Genomic DNA, 17,442 nt, shown 5'->3' with positions numbered 1-17,442 from the left:
TGAAAACTATTTGCGATAGTTTCATGAAACCCCAGCACTAATGGCATCTAGCTATGCCAGGATCCGCGTCACTACGTCGCAGATCCTACACAGCTTTGCAGGCTCAATCAGTGAGCTTCGTCCCAATTCGCGCCAATTCCTGCTTCGACCAGCAACGGCACATCCAGCTGTGCGGCACGGCTCATATGCAGGCGGATTTCATCTTTCACCTGCTCGACCAACTCCTCACGCACCTCCAGCACCAGTTCATCGTGCACCTGAAGGATCACCCGGGCATCCAGGCCGCTCTCGGTCAGCCAGTTGTCCACGTTGACCATCGCCCGCTTGATGATATCGGCCGCAGTACCCTGCATCGGGGCGTTGATCGCCGTCCGCTCGGCGCCTTTGCGCAGGGCCGGGTTCTTGGCGTTGATATCCGGCAAGTACAGCCGGCGGCCGAACAGGGTTTCGACGAAACCTTGCTCGGCCGCCTGGGCGCGGGTGCGCTCCATGTAAGCCAGCACGCCTGGGTAACGGGCGAAGTAACGGTCGATGTAGTCCTGGGATTGCTTGCGGTCGACGCCAATCTGCTTGGCCAGGCCAAAGGCACTCATGCCGTAGATCAGGCCGAAGTTGATGGCCTTGGCGCTGCGGCGCTGGTCGGTGGTGACATTTTCCAGCGCCACACCGAACACTTCGGCAGCAGTGGCGCGGTGCACGTCGAGGTTGTTGCGGAAGGCATGCAGCAAACCTTCGTCCTTGGCCAGGTGGGCCATGATGCGCAGTTCGATCTGCGAATAGTCCGCCGCCAGCAGCTTGTAACCGGGGCTGGCCACGAAGGCCTGACGGATACGCCGACCTTCGGCGGTGCGGATCGGGATGTTCTGCAGGTTCGGGTCGCTGGACGACAGGCGCCCGGTGGCGGCCACTGCCTGCTGATAAGAGGTGTGAATGCGCCCGGTGCGCGGGTTGATCTGCCCCGGCAGCTTGTCGGTGTAGGTGCTCTTGAGCTTGCTCAGGCTGCGGTACTGCATCAGTACCTCGGGCAGCGGGTAGCCTTGCTCGGCCAGCTCGTCGAGTACCGCCTCGGCGGTGGACGGCTGGCCCTTGGCAGTCTTGCTCAGCACCGGCATGCCCAGCTTGTCGTAGAGGATCGCCCCCAACTGCTTGGGCGAGCCGAGGTTGAACGTCTCGCCAGCCAGTTCATAGGCCTGGCGCTCCAGTTCAGCCATTTTCACGCCCAGTTCGCCGCTTTGCACGTGGAGCAGTTCGGCATCCACCAACGCGCCTTGGCGCTCGATTTTCGCCAGCACCGGCACCAGCGGCATCTCGATGTCCATCAGCACCGGTTGCACGCTTGGGGTCTTGGCCAGGCGCAGCTGCAGTGCCTGGTGCAGGCGCAGAGTGATGTCGGCATCTTCGGCAGCGTACGGGCCGGCCTTGTCCAGCGGGATCTGGTTGAAGGTCAGCTGTTTCGCGCCCTTGCCGGCAATCTGCTCGAAGGTGATGGTGGTGTGGTCGAGGTACTTCTGCGCCAGGCTGTCCATGTCGTGACGGGTGGCCGTGGAGTCCAGCACATAGGACTCGAGCATGGTGTCGTAGGCCACGCCGCGCATCTGGATGGCCGGGGCGCCGTTGGCCAGGATGTTGATATCGTACTTGGCGTTCTGCCCGACCTTGGCTTTGGCCGGGTCTTCCAGCAGGGGTTTGAGCGCCAGCAGCACGGCCTCGCGGTCCAGCTGGACCGGGGCGCCTTCGTAGTCGTGGGTCAGCGGTACATACGCCGCCTCATGCGGCTCGACCGCAAACGACAGGCCGACCAGCTGCGCCTGCTGGGCATCGAGGCCGGTGGTTTCGGTGTCGAACGCGAACAGCGGGGCCTGGCGCAGCTTGTCCAGCCAGGCATCGAAACGGGCCTGGTCGAGCACCGTCTCGTACTTGGGTTCGACCTTGGCCGCCGGCGCGTCCTCCGGCACGGTCACGGTCGCCCCGGCCCTGGCGGCTTCGCGCTGAACGTCGGCGACCCAGCTTTTGAATTCCATCTCGGTGTACAAGGCCAGCAATGCATCACGGTCTGGCTCGCCGCAGACCAGCGCCTCGACTTCGATATCCAGCGGCACGTCGAGCTTGATGGTGGCCAGCTCATAGGACAGGAACGCCGCCTCACGGTGCTCTTCAAGCTTGGCCGGCAGGGTCTTGGCGCCGCGGATGCTCAGGGTCGGCACCTTGTCGAGGTTGTCGTAGACGTCGCGCAGGCCGCCACCAATACCTGTCAGCAGGCCGGCAGCGGTCTTCTCGCCCACGCCCGGCACGCCGGGGATGTTGTCGACCTTGTCGCCCATCAGGGCGAGGAAATCGATGATGTGCTCAGGGCCGACACCAAACTTTTCGTGCACCCCGGCAACATCCATCACGCTACCGGTCATGGTGTTGACCAGGGTGACATGCCCGTCCACCAGCTGCGCCATGTCCTTGTCACCGGTCGAAATGATGACCGAGCGGCCCTGCGCCGCACTGCTGCGCGCCAAGGTGCCGATCACATCGTCGGCCTCCACGCCCTCGACGCACAGCAGCGGGTAGCCCAAGGCCTTGACGCTGGCATGCAACGGTTCGATCTGCACCCGCAGGTCGTCAGGCATGCTCGGGCGGTTGGCCTTGTACTCGGCGAACATGGCATCGCGGAAGGTACCGCCCTTGGCGTCGAACACCACCGCAAACAAGCTGTCGGGGTATTGCTTGCGCAGGCTCTTGAGCATGTTCAGCACACCCTTCACCGCGCCGGTAGGCATGCCCTTGGAGGTGGTCAGCGGCGGCAATGCGTGGAAAGCGCGGTAGAGGTAGGAGGAACCGTCCACCAGGACGAGGGGCGCTTGGCTCATGAGCAGAATCAACCTTTTCGGCGGGTCCGGAGCTAGAATAGCCGGATCAATGACGACAAAGGGACAAGGTTATCATGCGTACACTCAATCGCCTGTTACTGCTCGGTCTGTTGGCAACCATGCCAGTCGTCACCCTGGCGGCGGACGACGCCCCCTCGGCCGATCCCGAGGTGACCATTCGCACGGAAGGCGATAAAACCATCCAGGAATACCGCCAGAACGGCTTCCTGTATGCGATCAAGATCACGCCGAAAAACGGCAAGCCTTATTTTCTGGTACGCGCCGATGGCACTGATGCCAATTTCATTCGTTCCGACCAGCCGGACATGCTGATTCCGTCCTGGAAGATCTTCGAGTGGTAAGCTGACGCGTATCGTTCACATCAACCCGGCACTTCCCGGCGGAAGTGCCCGTATGGGCATTTTTTCATCATGTCAGTCTTCACCCCTGTGACCCGGCCTGAGCTGGAAACCTTTCTGGCGCCGTACCAGCTGGGCCGTCTGCTCGATTTCCAGGGCATCGCCGCCGGCACCGAAAACAGCAACTTCTTCGTCAGCCTGGAACAGGGTGAGTTCGTCCTGACGCTGATCGAACGTGGCCCGAGCGAAGACATGCCGTTCTTCATCGAGCTGCTCGACGTGCTGCACGCCGCCGACATGCCGGTGCCCTACGCCCTGCGTGACCGCGACGGCAATGGCCTGCGCGAACTGTGCGGCAAGCCTGCACTGCTGCAGCCGCGCTTGTCGGGCAAGCACATCAAGGTGCCGAACAACCAGCACTGCGCGCAGGTAGGCGAATTGCTCGCGCACATTCACCTGGCTACCCGTCACCACGTCATCGAGCGCAAGACCGACCGCGGCCTGGACTGGATGCTGGCCTCGGGGGCCGAGCTGATGCCGCGCCTCACGGCCGAACAGGTTGCGCTGCTGCAGCCTGCGCTGGACGAAATCAACGCGCACAAGGCGCAGATCCTGGCCTTGCCACGGGCCAACCTGCACGCCGACCTGTTCCGCGACAACGTGATGTTCGAAGGTACCCACCTGAGCGGGGTGATCGACTTCTACAACGCCTGCTCGGGCCCAATGCTGTATGACATCGCCATCACCGTGAACGACTGGTGCATCGATGAGCAGGGCGCGCTCGATGTGCCACGGGCCCAGGCGCTGCTGGCGGCCTATGCGGCGCTGCGGCCGTTCACCGCAGCCGAGGCCGAATTGTGGCCGGAAATGTTGCGGGTCGGCTGCGTGCGCTTCTGGCTGTCGCGCCTGATCGCGGCGGAGTCGTTTGCCGGGATGGATGTGATGATCCATGACCCGAGCGAGTTCGAGGTGCGCCTGGCGCAGCGCCAGCAAGTGGCGTTGCACCTGCCGTTCGCGCTCTAGAACCTCGCCGGCTTCTTCGCGGGGCAAGCCCGCGAAGAAGCCGCTACAGGGTTACAACTGCTCCAGGCACCCGGCCAGATCACCCCCCAGCTTCTCCAGCAAGCGCTCATAGCCCTTGCCGTCCACTGGGTCGGTGCCGCCCAGGGCATCCAGCTCGGCCAGGCGCACCGGCAGCCCGGCGGTCAACGTCTCGGCCAAGCGCGGGCGCAGCGGCGGTTCGCTGAACACACAGGTCTTGCCCACTTCCTGCAGGCGTTTGCGCATGGCCGCCACATGCTGGGCGCCCGGCTGCACCTCCGAAGCCACGCTGAATACCCCGGCGTGCTTCAGGCCATAGGCGGCCTCGAAGTAGTCAAAGGCTTCGTGGAACACGAAGTACGGCTTGTCGGCGATGCCGGCCACACGTGCCTTGATGCGCCCATCCAGAGCATCCAGGCGCTCGACGAATGCCTTCAGGTTGCTTTGATAGCGCGTGGCATTGGCCGGGTCGACCTCGGCCAGGTCCGCCGCCATCTTCGCCGCGATCACCCGGGCATTGACCGACGACAACCACAGATGCGCATCCAGGCTACCGGGGCGGTGGTCGTGATCATGGTCGTCCTGGTCGGTTTCTTCATGCGAGTGGCTGTCTTCGCCAAAATGGCGCAGCTGCATGCCGGTCAGCGACTGAACCGCGATGGTGGCCTTGTCTCGGCCTTTGAGCACCCTGGGCAGGAAGTTCTCCATGTCCGGGCCGATCCAGTACAGCAGGTCGGCGTCCGCGACGCGCCGTACGTCGGAGGGGCGCAGGGCGTAATGGTGCGGCGAGGCGCCAGGCGGCAGCAGCACATCCGGGCTGCCGACCCCGTCCTGAACGGCGGCGGCGATCTGCTGCAGCGGTTTGATGCTGGTCAGCACACGCACGTCGGCCTGGGCTGAAAATGCGATGAAAGCGACAAAAAGGGCTAGGAATCGGGACACGGTGAATACTCGGCTCGCCAGAAACAGGTAACATAATAACGTCTCCATCCAGAACCGTCGCTGCCCATGTCCATCACGCCGCTGGCCAACCGCCCCCACGATCACTCCCATTGCGTACACAGCGCACTGGCCGAAGCCGATGCCTTGTGCACCCGCCAAGGGTTGCGCCTGACCGCGCTGCGCCGCCGTGTGCTGGAGCTGGTATGGCAAAGCCACAAACCGCTGGGCGCCTACGACATTCTTGCCGTGCTCAGCGAGCAGGATGGCCGCCGCGCCGCACCGCCAACCGTGTACCGCGCTCTGGACTTCCTACTCGACAACGGCCTGGTGCACCGCATCGCCTCACTCAATGCGTTCATTGGCTGCAGCCACCCCGAGCACGTGCACCAGGGCCAGTTCCTGATCTGCCGCGCCTGCCATGTGGCCATCGAGCTGGAGCAGGCCAGCATCAGCGACGCCATCATCAACAGCGCCAAGGGCGTCGGCTTCAGCGTCGAAACCCAGACCGTGGAAGTGGTAGGCCTGTGCGGCAGCTGCCGGAGCGCGGCATGAGCGACGCGCTGATCCGCCTGGAGCAGGTCGGTGTGACCTTCGCCGGCGAAGCGGTGCTCGACAGCATCGACTTGTCGGTGGCGCCGGGCCAGATCGTCACCCTGATCGGCCCCAACGGGGCAGGCAAGACTACCCTGGTACGCGCCGTGCTGGGGCTGCTCAAGCCGCACCGGGGCAAGGTATGGCGTAAACCGCGCCTGCGCATCGGCTACATGCCGCAAAAAATCCAGGTCGACGCCACGCTGCCGCTGTCGGTGCTGCGTTTCTTGCGCCTGGTGCCTGGCGTCGACCGGGCAGCGGCGCTGTCGGCATTGCAGGAAGTGGGCGCCGAGCACGTTATCGACAACCCGATCCAGACCGTTTCCGGCGGCGAAATGCAGCGCGTGCTGCTGGCCCGGGCCCTGCTGCGCGAGCCGCAACTGCTGGTGCTCGACGAACCGGTACAAGGCGTCGATGTGGTCGGCCAGACCGAGCTGTACAACCTCATCACCCGCCTGCGCGACCGCCACGGCTGCGGCGTGCTGATGGTCTCCCACGACCTGCACCTGGTCATGAGCACCACCGATCAGGTGGTCTGCCTCAACCGCCACGTGTGCTGTTCCGGCCACCCGGAGCAAGTCAGCGGCGACCCGGCCTTCGTCGAGCTGTTCGGCCAGAACGCGAAAAGCCTGGCCATCTATCACCACCATCACGACCACAGCCACGACCTGCATGGCTCGGTGGTCGCCCCTGGCACCCATGTTCACGGAGAGCACTGCAAGCATGGCTGATTTTCTTCTCTACGCCCTGCTTGCCGGTCTGTCCCTGGCGCTGGTGGCCGGCCCACTAGGGTCTTTCGTGGTGTGGCGGCGCATGGCCTATTTTGGCGACACCCTGTCCCACGCCGCCTTGCTCGGCGTCGCCCTGGGTTTCGCCCTGGACGTCAGCCCAGCCCTGGCAGTGACCGTGGGCTGCCTGCTGCTGGCGATCCTGCTGGTGACTTTGCAGCAACGCCAACCGCTGGCCTCCGACACCCTGCTCGGCATCCTTGCCCCCAGCACGCTTTCCTTGGGCCTGGTGGTGCTGAGCTTCATGCACGACGTGCGCATCGACCTGATGGCCTATCTGTTCGGCGACCTGCTGGCCATCAGCACCACGGACCTTGCCTGGATCCTCGGTGGCAGCGCACTGGTGCTGCTGTTGCTCGCCGCACTGTGGCGGCCCTTGCTGGCGGTGACCGTGCACGAGGAACTGGCCATGGTCGAGGGCCTGCCCGTGGCGGGCCTGCGCCTGGCATTGATGCTGTTGATTGCGGTGGTGATTGCCGTGGCGATGAAGATCGTCGGCGTGCTGCTGATCACCTCGTTGCTGATCATCCCGGCCGCTGCGGCGCAGCGCCACGCCCGCTCGCCCGAACAGATGGCCCTGGGTGCCAGCCTGCTGGGGGTGACCGCGGTTTGTGGCGGCCTGGCCATGTCCTGGTTCAAGGACACCCCAGCCGGCCCTTCGATCGTGGTCTGCGCGGCAGTGCTATTCTTGCTGAGCCTGGCCTTGCCGAAACGCTGAAAGCCAGGGCGCCCGAAGGCGCGCCCTGCAACCTTTTCACGGGTAAAGGGTCTGTAAGACTTGTTTTCGAGCGTGCGCACCTGGGTGTAGACTTGCTCGCTTTTTGCGCAAATAGAGAGTCGCAGGAATGAAGCCGTTCGCCTCCCGTTATCTGCTTGTAGCCGCGTTTTCCCTGTTCCTGGCTGCCTGTTCCAGCGCACCGGTCGAACAGGCCGATGCACCTGCTCAAGCCGATGCCTGGCAGCAGTTGCAACAAAACATTGCCAGCAATGAGCTGGCCACCGCCGAAGACCAGCTGGCTGCATTGCAGGCACAGTCGCCGGTAGACCCGCGCCTGGAGCAATACCAGCGGCAGTTGGCCGAGGCGTATCTGCAGCGTAGCCAGATCGTCCTGCAGAAGGGCGATGTCAACGCTGCGGCCACCGCCCTGGCCCGCGCCCGCGCCCTGATGCCGCAAGCCCCGGCAGTAACCGGTGGTGATGCCGTCAGCCAGGCGCGCAAAGCCGAGCTGGAGAAAGCCGAGGCGGCGTTGAAAGCTGCCGAGGCCAAGCCCCAGGCGCGGGTCATCGACCCGACTGCGCCAAGTACGGTGATTGCGCTGAAGACTACGGACATGGCTGCCATGCGCCGTCAGCTCGATGAGATTGCCAAGGACGTGGTCAATTACCAGTGCGAGGTGGTGTTTCAGGTACCACGCACCGAGGACGCACCTTGGCTGAAGACCCTGCTGGAAAAGCGCGTTCACAAGCTCGACAGCAGCTTTGCGCTGAAGCAGAAGCATGAAATCCAGCGCAAATTGCCGGCGCAGGTGGTACTGGTCCCGCACCAGCGCTGAATGCTTGGCGGGGCAAGTCGGATTGCCCCGCGAAGCGGCCCTGTCAGGCTGGTACTGCTTCAGCAGCCGCCTCCCGCTCCCACACCCGATGCCCTTCAACCGCTTTCACAAAGGCATCCACGGTCTTCTGGTCATCCCCCAGCAGCAGGCCCTTGTCTTCCTTGAGCCCCAAGCTATCCAGCAACGCCTTGCCTTCCTTGGCCAGCGCGATCGCCTTCAGATGCTTGTAACCCTCTAGCAGGAAGTGCTTGGCCAGCCCACTGGCACCCAACGCATCCAACGACGCCTTGCCAGCCGGCACCACAATGCCGTCGAACATGATCGATGGCATGCCCTCCATCGACGCATCCACCGGCAGTGGCTTGCCTTGGGCGGTTTTAACCGGCGCCGACGTAGGCCCGAGCACCATGATGCGAGCACTGTGCGCTTCCAGCGCCTTGACCTGTTGATCGACGCTGGCACCGTCCACGCCGTCAGCCACCAGCACGGCAATCTTGCGGCCCTTGATGCCTACATCGCCGGGGTGGTTCATCTGGCTCAAGGCGGGCGATTTCGCGAGCTTGCTGCCTTTGACCTGAACCGTGCCGGCCTTGGGCGCAGGCAGGCCGAGGTTGGCCGCGACGGCCGCAGCCAGTTTCAGGTCGATGTTGGCCAGAATCTCATTTACCTCACGCACCCGGATATGCTCACGCTCAACCTTGCCCAGCTCGAAGCTGTAGGCCTTGATGATGTGCTGCTGCTCATTCGGGCTCATGCTCTGGAAGAACAACCGCGCCTGCGAGAAGTGATCACCGAACGACTCGCTGCGTTGGCGTATCTTCACCGCATCGATACGCTCCTGGTAGCTCTCGAAGCCGCCATCCTGGGCTGCGGCAGGGGTTTCTTTCGGCCAGCCGCCATCGATCGAGTTCGGCTCGTACGAGGCGCGGCCCTTGTGGATAGTCTGCCGGTGCAGCGCGTCACGTTGGTTGTTATGGTTCGGCGCAACCGGGCGGTTGATCGGGATTTCATGGAAGTTAGGCCCGCCCAGGCGGCTCAGCTGGGTGTCGGTATAGGAGAACAACCGGCCCTGCAGCAGGGGGTCGTTGGAGAAGTCGATGCCAGGCACGATATGCCCAGGGCAGAAGGCAACCTGCTCCACTTCGGCAAAGAAGTTGTCGGGGTTGCGGTTGAGCACCATCTTGCCCAGCGGCGTGACCGGCACCAGTTCTTCGGGGATGATCTTGGTGGGGTCGAGCAGGTCGAATTCGAACTTATGCTCGTCGGCTTCGGGCACGATCTGCACGCCCAACTCCCACTCTGGGTAGTCACCCATCTCAATCGCTTCGCTCAGGTCGCGGCGGTGGAAGTCGGTGTCCTTACCCGCCAGTTTCTGCGCCTCATCCCACAATACCGAGTGAACCCCTTGGCGTGGTTTCCAATGGAACTTGACGAAGCTGGCCACCCCTTCGGCATTGATCAGGCGGAAGGTGTGGATGCCAAAGCCTTCCATCATCCGCAGGCTGCGGGGGATGGCACGGTCGGACATGGCCCACATGACCATGTGCGCAGACTCCGGCACCAGCGAAACGAAGTCCCAGAACGTATCGTGGGCCGAGCCGCCCGTAGGCATCTCGTTGTGTGGCTCGGGTTTGACCGCATGCACGAAGTCGGGGAACTTGATCGCGTCCTGGATGAAGAACACCGGCATGTTGTTGCCGACCAGGTCGAAATTGCCTTCATCGGTGTAGAACTTCACCGCGAAGCCACGTACATCTCGCACGGTGTCGCCCGAGCCGCGCGGGCCCTGCACGGTTGAAAAACGCACGAATACCGGGGTGATCTTCTCTGGGTCCTGCAGGAAACCGGCCTTGGTCAGGGCAGCATGGTTGCCGTAGCTCTGGAAGTAGCCATGGGCACCGGTGCCGCGTGCGTGGACGATCCGCTCCGGGATGCGCTCATGGTCGAAGTGGGTGATCTTCTCGCGCATGATGAAGTCTTCGAGCAGCGAAGGCCCGCGGTCACCGGCCTTGAGCGTGTTCTGGTTGTCGGCGATGCGCACGCCTTGGTTGGTCCGCAAAGCCTGGCCCGTCGCATCGCTGCGCACAGCCTCGAGGCTCTGCAGTTTGGCATTGGTATTGGCCTTGTCGGGCGTCTGGGTACCGGCGGCCTGGCTCTCTTTGGGCGCGTCCGTTTTCTTGCTGGGCATGGTCGGCTTTCCTCATCAGTCTTCAGGCTTGCCCGTGTGGGCTTGTTCTAGTAGTGACTGGAGCCCGATTGGCTACGTTCAATAAGCTTTACCGGTTGTCGCGTTATGCCCGCTGGGTTGGTGCATGACGAAATAAATGCTAAGAACAGCTATGGGAAAAGGCTAAAATGCGCGACCCCAGCTAACCGCTGACCCAAAATTCCATGCGCCCCACAAGGTTCGCTACGTGATCGAGTTCCAACATGTCCATAAGACCTACCGCGTCGCCGGTAGGGAAATCCCCGCCCTCAACCCGACCAGCCTGACCATCGAAGACGGCCAGGTGTTCGGCCTGATCGGCCATTCCGGCGCCGGCAAAAGCACCATGCTGCGCCTGATCAACCGCCTCGAAGAGCCCTCGGGCGGCACGATCATCGTCGATGGCGAGGACGTCACCGCGTTCAACGCCAACCAACTGCGCGGCTTCCGCCAGCAGGTCGGGATGATTTTCCAGCACTTCAACCTGCTGGCATCCAAGACCGTGGCCGACAACGTCGCCCTGCCGCTGACCCTGGCCGGCGGGCTGTCGCGCAGCGAGATCGACAAGCGCGTCACCGAGCTGCTGGCCCGCGTCGGGCTTTCCGACCACGCCAAGAAGTACCCGGCGCAGCTGTCCGGCGGCCAGAAGCAGCGCGTGGGCATCGCCCGTGCCCTGTCCACCAACCCGAAGATCCTGCTGTGCGACGAGGCCACCAGCGCCCTCGACCCGCAGACCACCGCGTCGGTGCTGCAACTGCTGGCCGAGATCAACCGTGAGCTGAAGCTGACCATCGTCCTGATCACCCACGAAATGGACGTGATCCGCCGGGTCTGCGACCGCGTGGCGGTCATGGACGCCGGGCAGATCGTCGAGCAGGGCTCGGTGGCCGATGTGTTCCTGCACCCGCAGCACCCGACTACCAAGCGTTTCGTCCAGGAGGACGAACAGGTCGATGAAGGCGAACAGCGCGACGACTTCGCCCACGTACCGGGGCGCATCGTGCGCCTGACCTTCCAGGGCGAGGCCACCTACGCACCGCTGCTGGGCACCGTGGCCCGCGAGACCGGCGTCGACTACAGCATCCTGGCCGGGCGTATCGACCGCATCAAGGATGTCCCCTATGGGCAGCTGACCCTGGCCGTCACCGGCGGCGACATGGAAGCGGCGTTCGACCGCTTCAAGGCAGCTGACGTACATATGGAGGTACTGCGTTGATGGACGCCCTGAATTTCTTCGCCAACGTCGACTGGGCCGAAATCTGGCTGGCCACCGTCGACACCATGGTCATGCTGTTCGGCTCGTTGTTCTTCACCGTGCTGCTGGGCCTGCCGCTGGGCGTGCTGCTGTTCCTTTGCGGCCCACGCCAGATGTTCGAACAGAAAGGCGTGTACGCGCTGCTGTCGCTGGTGGTCAACATCCTGCGCTCGCTGCCGTTCATCATCCTGCTGATCGTGATGATCCCGTTCACCGTGCTGATCACCGGCACCTCGCTGGGCGTCGCCGGGGCCATTCCGCCGCTGGTGGTAGGGGCCACGCCGTTCTTCGCGCGCCTGGTCGAAACCGCCCTGCGCGAGGTCGACCGCGGCATCATCGAGGCCACCCAGTCGATGGGCGCGACGACGCGCCAGATCATCACCAGTGCCTTGCTGCCGGAAGCCCGCCCGGGCATCTTCGCAGCCATCACTGTCACCGCCATCACCCTGGTTTCGTACACCGCGATGGCCGGTGTGGTGGGCGCGGGCGGCCTGGGCGACCTGGCCATCCGCTTCGGCTACCAGCGCTTCCAGACCGATGTCATGGTCGTGACCGTGGTGCTGCTGCTGGTGCTGGTTCAAGTCCTGCAAAGTGTGGGCGACAAACTGGTCGTGCATTTTTCCCGTAAGTAACCCCAATGGGGTCGGCCTGGCCGACCCGTTCGGGGGCCGTCGCGGCCCTCACAAGGAGTGATTCATGAAGAAGCTGCTTGCTGTCGCTGCCGCTGTCGCGGCCTTTTCGGCCCACGCCGATACCCTGACCGTTGCCGCCACCCCGGTGCCGCACGCCGAGATCCTCGAGTTCGTCAAACCACAACTGGCTAAAGAAGGCGTGGACCTGAAGGTCAAGGTATTCACCGACTACATCCAGCCGAACGTGCAGGTCGCCGAAAAGCGCCTGGACGCCAACTTCTTCCAGCACCAGCCGTACCTGGATGAGTTCAACAAGGCCAAGGGCACCGCCCTGGTCAGCGTTGCCGGCGTGCACATCGAGCCGCTGGGCGTGTACTCGTCCAAGTACAAGAAGCTCGCCGAGCTGCCTTCGGGCGCCACCGTGGTCATTCCCAACGACGCCACCAACGGCGGCCGTGCTTTGCTGCTGCTGGCCAAGGCCGGCGTGATCACGCTCAAGGACAACAGCAATATCCTGTCGACCGTGAAGGACGTTGCCGAGAACCCGAAGAACATCAAGTTCCGTGAGCTGGAAGCGGCCACCATCCCGCGCGTGCTGACCCAGGTCGATGCTGCCCTGATCAACACCAATTACGCGCTGGAAGCCAAGCTGAACCCTGCGAAGGACGCGCTGGCCATTGAAGGCAGCGACTCGCCTTATGTGAACATCCTGGTTGCCCGCCCGGACAACAAAGACTCGGATGACATGAAGAAACTGGCGGCTGCACTGCACTCGCCAGAGGTGAAGCAGTTCATCAACGAGAAGTACAAGGGCGCTGTAGTACCTGCTTTCTGATCCGAAATCCATGGGGCCGCTTCTACAAGGGATCGCATTCCCCTGTAGGAGCGGCCTTGCCGGGGCGCCGGACCGGTCGGAAAGGCCTGCGCAGCAGGCCCAAAATCTCAATCCCGCTTCACCAGCCCGGGCAACTGCGCCACCAGCTTCTGGTTGTTGAACGGCGCACGAATGAACCCGCGCTGACGCCCATCCGGCCCCACAATCGCCAGGTTGCCGCTGTGATCCACGGTATACCCAGGCTTGCTGGTATCCGCCGGAATGAACGGAATGCTCAAGGCATTGGCCAGTTTCTGGGTGTCTTCGATCGACCCCGCCACCCCGACAAAATCCTTGTCGAAGTAACCCAGGTACTGCTTGAGCTGGTTCGGCGTGTCGCGGTTCGGGTCCACGCTCACCAGCACCACCTGCAAGCGGTCCACGGCCTCCTTGGGCAGTTCGCTCTTCACCTGACGCAACTGGGCCAACGTGGTTGGGCAGATGTCCGGGCAGTAGGTGTAGCCGAAGAACAGCAACGACCACTTGCCCTTCAGATCATCCAGCGCCACGGGCTGGCCGTCCTGGTTGGTCATGGTCACGTTCGCCACCGTACGGCTCTGCGGCAAGAGGATGATGCCGGCATCGATCAGCTCCGTCGGGTTGGGCTGGTCGCGGCCATTGAGCACCTTGTTGACGGTCAGGCCCAGGATCAACGCGACCAGGGCGACGAGGATGAAGACGGTTTTCTGGGTTCGGGTCATAGATTCAGCAACAGGTAGTGGTCAAGGAGCAACGCGACGAACAGCGCGAACAGGTAGCCGATAGAGTACTTGAAGGTGCCGATTGCCGCGTGCGGGCGGCTGCCACGGTACAACACCCAGGCCCAATGCAGGAAGCGCAGGCCCAGGGCCAGGGCACAGGCCAGGTACAACGGGCCGCTCATGTGGATGGCATAGGGCAGCAGGGTGACGGCCAACAGTATCAGGGTGTAGAGCAGGATGTGCAGCTTGGTGTAGCGCTCGCCGTGGGTCACCGGCAGCATCGGGATATCGGCCTTGGCGTATTCCTCCTTGCGGTGGATGGCCAGGGCCCAGAAGTGCGGTGGGGTCCAGGCGAAGATGATCAGCACCAGCAACAAAGGCTCGGCGCTGACATGGCCGCTGACCGCCACCCAGCCAAGCAGCGGCGGCGCCGCGCCGGCCAGGCCACCAATCACGATGTTCTGTGGTGTTGCACGCTTCAGAAAGCCGGTGTAGAGCACCGCATAGCCCAGCAGCGAAGCCAGGGTCAGCCAGGCGGTGAGGGCGTTGGTGAACACCAGCAACAGCGCCATGCCCAGCAACGCCAGGGCCAAGGCAAAGGCCAGCGCCGGCAGCGGCGCGACCCGGCCTGCAGCCAATGGCCTTTTGTGGGTGCGCGCCATCAAGGCGTCGATACGCCGGTCCACCACATGGTTGACCACCGCAGCGCCACCCGCGCACAAGCCAATGCCCAGGTTGCCGAACAGCAGCACGCTCCAGGCAACGCCTGCGCGGCTGGCGAGGAACATCCCTGCAAGGGAAGTGATCAGCATCAGCACCACCACCTTGGGCTTGGTCAGCTCCAGATAGTCGCGCCAGCCTGCCCGTTGTGCGCCTAGAAGCGTCGCCACGAATCGTTCCTCATTGGGTGCGAGATATCCACGCCCACCACCGGCGTCAGGCGCCAGCCGTGGCCGACGCGCACTTTGTCGACCACGCGGATGCGGTAGTTCACCAGCACCATGCTCAGTAACAGCATGGCCCCGCCGGCGTTATGGGCCACTGCCACGCCAAGCGGCAGGTGGAACAGCACGTTGCTGATGCCTAGCCCGACCTGCACCGCCAGGGCCAACAGCACCAGCCGCGCCAGGCCAGCGAGGCCACAGCGGTAAAGCTTGAAGCTCAGCATCAGCAGCACGGCACTGACCAGCAACGCACCCAACCGGTGGCTGATGTGGATGGCCGTGCGCGCATCGCTGTCCAGTTGCCCGCCTAGGTAGTTGGGGCCGACGTGCTGGGTCAGGTGGAAGCCGTTGCTGAAGTCCGCCGCCGGCCACCACTGGCCATGGCAAGTGGGCAAGTCGATACAGGCGACCGCCGCATAATTGGCGCTGACCCAACCGCCCAGGGCGATCTGGCCGACCACCGCCAGCAGCGCCAGAGCCGCAATGCGGCGTAGGCTCAGCGGTAGCTTAGGCAGCGGCGCAAAGGCCCGGGACAGCCGCAGGCACAGCAGAAACAGCAGGCTCAAGGTGGTGAACCCACCCAGCAGATGCGCGGTGACGACTTGCGGCCAGAGTTTCAGCGTCACTGTCCACATGCCAAACGCCGCCTGGGCCAGCACCACCGCCAGCAAGAGCACGGGCAAGCGGTAGGGCTGGCCATCACGCGCATGGCGGCGTACGGCCTGCAAGGCCAGCCAGGCGATCACCAGCGCCAGGGTGCCGGCGAAGTAGCGATGGACCATTTCGGCCCAGCCCTTGGCGGCCTCCACCGGGTGTTCGGGGAAGTGCACTTCGGCGTGGGCCAGCTGAGCGTCGGTCTTGGGCACACTGATAAATCCATAACAGCCTGGCCAATCAGGGCAGCCCAGGCCGGCATGGGTCAGGCGGGTATAGGCACCGAGCAACACGACCAGCAGTGCCAGCAGGGTGGCGAACACAGCGAGGCGCAATCCGGGTCTGGCCATGGCAGGCTCCTAGCCGATGTTGGAGAGCTTGAGCAGGTGGCGCAGGTCGTCCAGCACGTGCTTACCGTTGGCCTTGCTGTCGTAACGCAGCACCAGGTTGCCGTGGGGGTCGACGATCCACAGTTGCGGGCCAGGCTCGCCTACCTGCTGCAGGTAGCGCGGAGCATCCAGTGGGTAGCGTTGCAACTGCGGGTACTCGCGACCAAGCAGTGCCTGGTAGTCGGCGGTCAGCGGTTGGGCGGTTGCCAGCGCATGGCTTGCGCGGCTGGCATCGCGGCCCAGGCCGACCTGGATTTGCCGGGCCAGATACACCAGGCGCTGGCAGTCCTCGGTACAGGCTTCGGGCGCACTGACCAGCAACTGCCAACGCTCGTCCTGGCCTGCCACGCCGATATCCGTGCGGCTTTCACCATTGCCGATCATCGCGCCGTGATAGCTGCGGCCTTCCGGCACCCAGAACTTGAGCTTGTACATGCTGGTGGCCAGGATCATCGGGCCGAGCACAACCAGCAGTATCAGGACCAGCTGCAAACGCCCGCGGGCTCTGGGCTTGCGGCGCTCAGGCACTTCCAGTGGGCTGGTGGTGGCGACCATGGTGGTTCTCCTTCTTGTTGTTGTGCCAGCCAAAGTAGAGGTAAAGCAGCACCAGCGCGGCGGCCAGGGCAAACCACTGCACGGCGTAGCCCAGGTGCTTTTCCGGGCCCATCGCGACCACTGGCCAGTCCAGGCGATAGGCGGCCGGGCCGGGTTGCATCCGCAGTTCATGGGCGAAGCCTTCACGGCTCAGCTGCTGCCACAGCTGCGCGGCATCGATGGCGGTCAGCAGGTGCGGCCATTGGCCCCCGGCCGGGTCGGGGTGCAGTTGGAAGGTGCTGCCGGGCGCCACATAGACCGAAGCATCCAGCGCCAACGCCTGCGCCGGGGTCTCGAAGTGCACCGGCACGCGGCGGTCCGGCCAGGCTAACCAGCCACGATTGACCAGCAGCCACAGCCCGCTGGGCTGGTCATGGAAGGGCTGTAGCAGCTCGACACCGGCCTGGCCGTCGCGCATGCGGTTGTCCAGCAGCAGGCTGTGTTCGGCATCGAAACGGCCGTACAGGTGCACGCGGCGAAAAGCGCTATCGTCGCGTTGCTGCAGTTGGGCAGTAGAGAGGGGCGCATCAATGCTGCGCTCGGCATAGGTCGCCAGCAGCGCGCGCTTTTGCTCGGCGCGGCCCAGTTGCCAGCAGCCAAGCGCGATCAAGCCCGGCAGCAGCGCGAGCACCACCAGGGTCGGTAGCCAACCTGGGCGAAACGGCCTCACGGGCGCCTCGCTATACTTATCCACATCACTGCATCCCCCCGGAGAAGCGCCATGCTCAAGGCCGCAATTGTCCTGATGCTGTTGGCCACGGTTGCCAGCCTGTTCAGTGGGCTGGTGTTTCTGGTCAAGGACGATGAAAACTCGACGCGCTTACTGAAAGCGCTGACCGTACGCGTGACCCTGGCCGCCTTGACCATCGGGCTGGTGGCTTACGGCTTGATCAGTGGCCAGCTGGTCTCTCACGCGCCCTTCTGAATCACCCCACACTCGCTTTTTGTTGGAGCGGCCTTGCGTCGCGAAAGGGGCGCGAAGCGGCCCCAGGTTTTGTGTGGTGACATAAATCGCCGGGGCCGCTTCGCTGCCCTTTCGCGACGCAAGGCCGCTCCTACAC

At 63.8% G+C, this 17,442-nt stretch carries 18 protein-coding genes; 10 read left to right on the top strand and 8 right to left on the bottom strand.

Going from position 1 to position 17,442, the window contains the following annotated elements; all coding sequences use genetic code 11:
- Positions 1-107: 107 nt before the first annotated feature.
- The gene (gene polA, locus PC358_RS21915) at positions 108-2,858 is read right to left on the bottom strand and encodes a DNA polymerase I (RefSeq protein ID WP_033702528.1); all 2,751 of its coding nucleotides are present in this window, start codon (positions 2,856-2,858) and stop codon (positions 108-110) included.
- Between the two features lie 74 nt (positions 2,859-2,932).
- On the opposite strand from polA, the gene PC358_RS21910 reads away from it, so the two are divergent.
- Both PC358_RS21910 and PC358_RS21905 read left to right on the top strand, forming a co-directional pair.
- Positions 2,933-3,220 (top strand): DUF2782 domain-containing protein, encoded by a 288-nt coding sequence (locus tag PC358_RS21910; protein ID WP_010951520.1) that lies wholly within the window; start codon positions 2,933-2,935, stop codon positions 3,218-3,220.
- A 69-nt stretch (positions 3,221-3,289) separates the two neighbouring features.
- On the top strand, positions 3,290-4,240 hold the full coding sequence (locus tag PC358_RS21905; RefSeq protein WP_033702527.1) for a homoserine kinase: 951 nt from the start codon (positions 3,290-3,292) through the stop codon (positions 4,238-4,240).
- A gap of 51 nt (positions 4,241-4,291) precedes the next feature.
- Here the strand turns inward: PC358_RS21905 and PC358_RS21900 are convergent, their stop codons facing one another.
- Complete coding sequence (locus PC358_RS21900) at positions 4,292-5,248, bottom strand: zinc ABC transporter substrate-binding protein (RefSeq protein ID WP_095065497.1); 957 nt, start codon at positions 5,246-5,248, stop codon at positions 4,292-4,294.
- A gap of 18 nt (positions 5,249-5,266) precedes the next feature.
- Here PC358_RS21900 and zur point away from each other — a divergent pair, with 18 nt between their 5' ends.
- From zur to PC358_RS21880, 4 genes are all read left to right on the top strand, one after another.
- A complete protein-coding gene (zur, locus tag PC358_RS21895; protein ID WP_033702526.1) occupies positions 5,267-5,752 on the top strand; it encodes a zinc uptake transcriptional repressor Zur in 486 nt (161 codons plus the stop codon).
- Positions 5,749-6,522 (top strand): zinc ABC transporter ATP-binding protein ZnuC, encoded by a 774-nt coding sequence (znuC, locus tag PC358_RS21890; RefSeq protein WP_033702525.1) that lies wholly within the window; start codon positions 5,749-5,751, stop codon positions 6,520-6,522. The genes zur and znuC overlap by 4 nt, the downstream gene beginning before the upstream one ends.
- The gene (gene znuB, locus PC358_RS21885) at positions 6,515-7,297 is read left to right on the top strand and encodes a zinc ABC transporter permease subunit ZnuB (protein WP_033702524.1); all 783 of its coding nucleotides are present in this window, start codon (positions 6,515-6,517) and stop codon (positions 7,295-7,297) included. Before znuC ends, znuB begins: the two co-directional genes overlap by 8 nt.
- A gap of 127 nt (positions 7,298-7,424) precedes the next feature.
- The gene (locus tag PC358_RS21880; protein WP_033702523.1) at positions 7,425-8,132 is read left to right on the top strand and encodes a PA5502 family lipoprotein; all 708 of its coding nucleotides are present in this window, start codon (positions 7,425-7,427) and stop codon (positions 8,130-8,132) included.
- 43 nt (positions 8,133-8,175) lie between these two features.
- On the opposite strand, the gene katE is transcribed toward PC358_RS21880, so the two are convergent.
- Positions 8,176-10,320, bottom strand: coding sequence for a catalase HPII (katE, locus tag PC358_RS21875; protein ID WP_033702522.1), 2,145 nt, complete (start codon positions 10,318-10,320; stop codon positions 8,176-8,178).
- A gap of 226 nt (positions 10,321-10,546) precedes the next feature.
- On the opposite strand from katE, the gene PC358_RS21870 reads away from it, so the two are divergent.
- The 3 genes from PC358_RS21870 to PC358_RS21860 all read left to right on the top strand — a co-directional run bounded on the left by PC358_RS21870 (position 10,547) and on the right by PC358_RS21860 (position 13,060).
- Positions 10,547-11,554 (top strand): methionine ABC transporter ATP-binding protein, encoded by a 1,008-nt coding sequence (locus PC358_RS21870; protein ID WP_033702521.1) that lies wholly within the window; start codon positions 10,547-10,549, stop codon positions 11,552-11,554.
- On the top strand, positions 11,554-12,225 hold the full coding sequence (locus PC358_RS21865) for a methionine ABC transporter permease (RefSeq protein ID WP_033702520.1): 672 nt from the start codon (positions 11,554-11,556) through the stop codon (positions 12,223-12,225). The genes PC358_RS21870 and PC358_RS21865 overlap by 1 nt, the downstream gene beginning before the upstream one ends.
- Before the next feature lie 64 nt (positions 12,226-12,289).
- Positions 12,290-13,060, top strand: a complete 771-nt coding sequence (locus tag PC358_RS21860) for a MetQ/NlpA family ABC transporter substrate-binding protein (protein ID WP_033702519.1) — start codon at positions 12,290-12,292, stop codon at positions 13,058-13,060.
- A 107-nt stretch (positions 13,061-13,167) separates the two neighbouring features.
- Here the strand turns inward: PC358_RS21860 and PC358_RS21855 are convergent, their stop codons facing one another.
- From PC358_RS21855 to PC358_RS21835, 5 genes are read right to left on the bottom strand one after another with little or no spacing between them, the layout of a single operon-like run.
- Complete coding sequence (locus tag PC358_RS21855; protein WP_033702518.1) at positions 13,168-13,800, bottom strand: SCO family protein; 633 nt, start codon at positions 13,798-13,800, stop codon at positions 13,168-13,170.
- Positions 13,797-14,690: a heme o synthase gene (cyoE, locus tag PC358_RS21850; RefSeq protein ID WP_033702517.1), complete on the bottom strand. Its 894-nt coding sequence runs from the start codon at positions 14,688-14,690 to the stop codon at positions 13,797-13,799. The genes PC358_RS21855 and cyoE overlap by 4 nt, the downstream gene beginning before the upstream one ends.
- The gene (locus PC358_RS21845; protein ID WP_033702516.1) at positions 14,675-15,748 is read right to left on the bottom strand and encodes a COX15/CtaA family protein; all 1,074 of its coding nucleotides are present in this window, start codon (positions 15,746-15,748) and stop codon (positions 14,675-14,677) included. Before PC358_RS21845 ends, cyoE begins: the two co-directional genes overlap by 16 nt.
- A gap of 9 nt (positions 15,749-15,757) precedes the next feature.
- Positions 15,758-16,342, bottom strand: coding sequence for a hypothetical protein (locus PC358_RS21840; RefSeq protein ID WP_033702515.1), 585 nt, complete (start codon positions 16,340-16,342; stop codon positions 15,758-15,760).
- On the bottom strand, positions 16,308-17,051 hold the full coding sequence (locus tag PC358_RS21835) for an SURF1 family protein (protein WP_033702514.1): 744 nt from the start codon (positions 17,049-17,051) through the stop codon (positions 16,308-16,310). The genes PC358_RS21840 and PC358_RS21835 overlap by 35 nt, the downstream gene beginning before the upstream one ends.
- Positions 17,052-17,102: 51 nt before the next feature.
- On the opposite strand from PC358_RS21835, the gene PC358_RS21830 reads away from it, so the two are divergent.
- On the top strand, positions 17,103-17,306 hold the full coding sequence (locus tag PC358_RS21830) for a twin transmembrane helix small protein (RefSeq protein WP_033702513.1): 204 nt from the start codon (positions 17,103-17,105) through the stop codon (positions 17,304-17,306).
- The last annotated feature ends 136 nt before the right edge of the window (positions 17,307-17,442 follow it).

Source organism: Pseudomonas capeferrum, from assembly GCF_000731675.1.
GTDB lineage: Bacteria > Pseudomonadota > Gammaproteobacteria > Pseudomonadales > Pseudomonadaceae > Aquipseudomonas > Aquipseudomonas capeferrum.
Note: the sequence above shows the minus strand (reverse complement) of the source record. Positions and strands in the feature narration are given on the sequence as shown.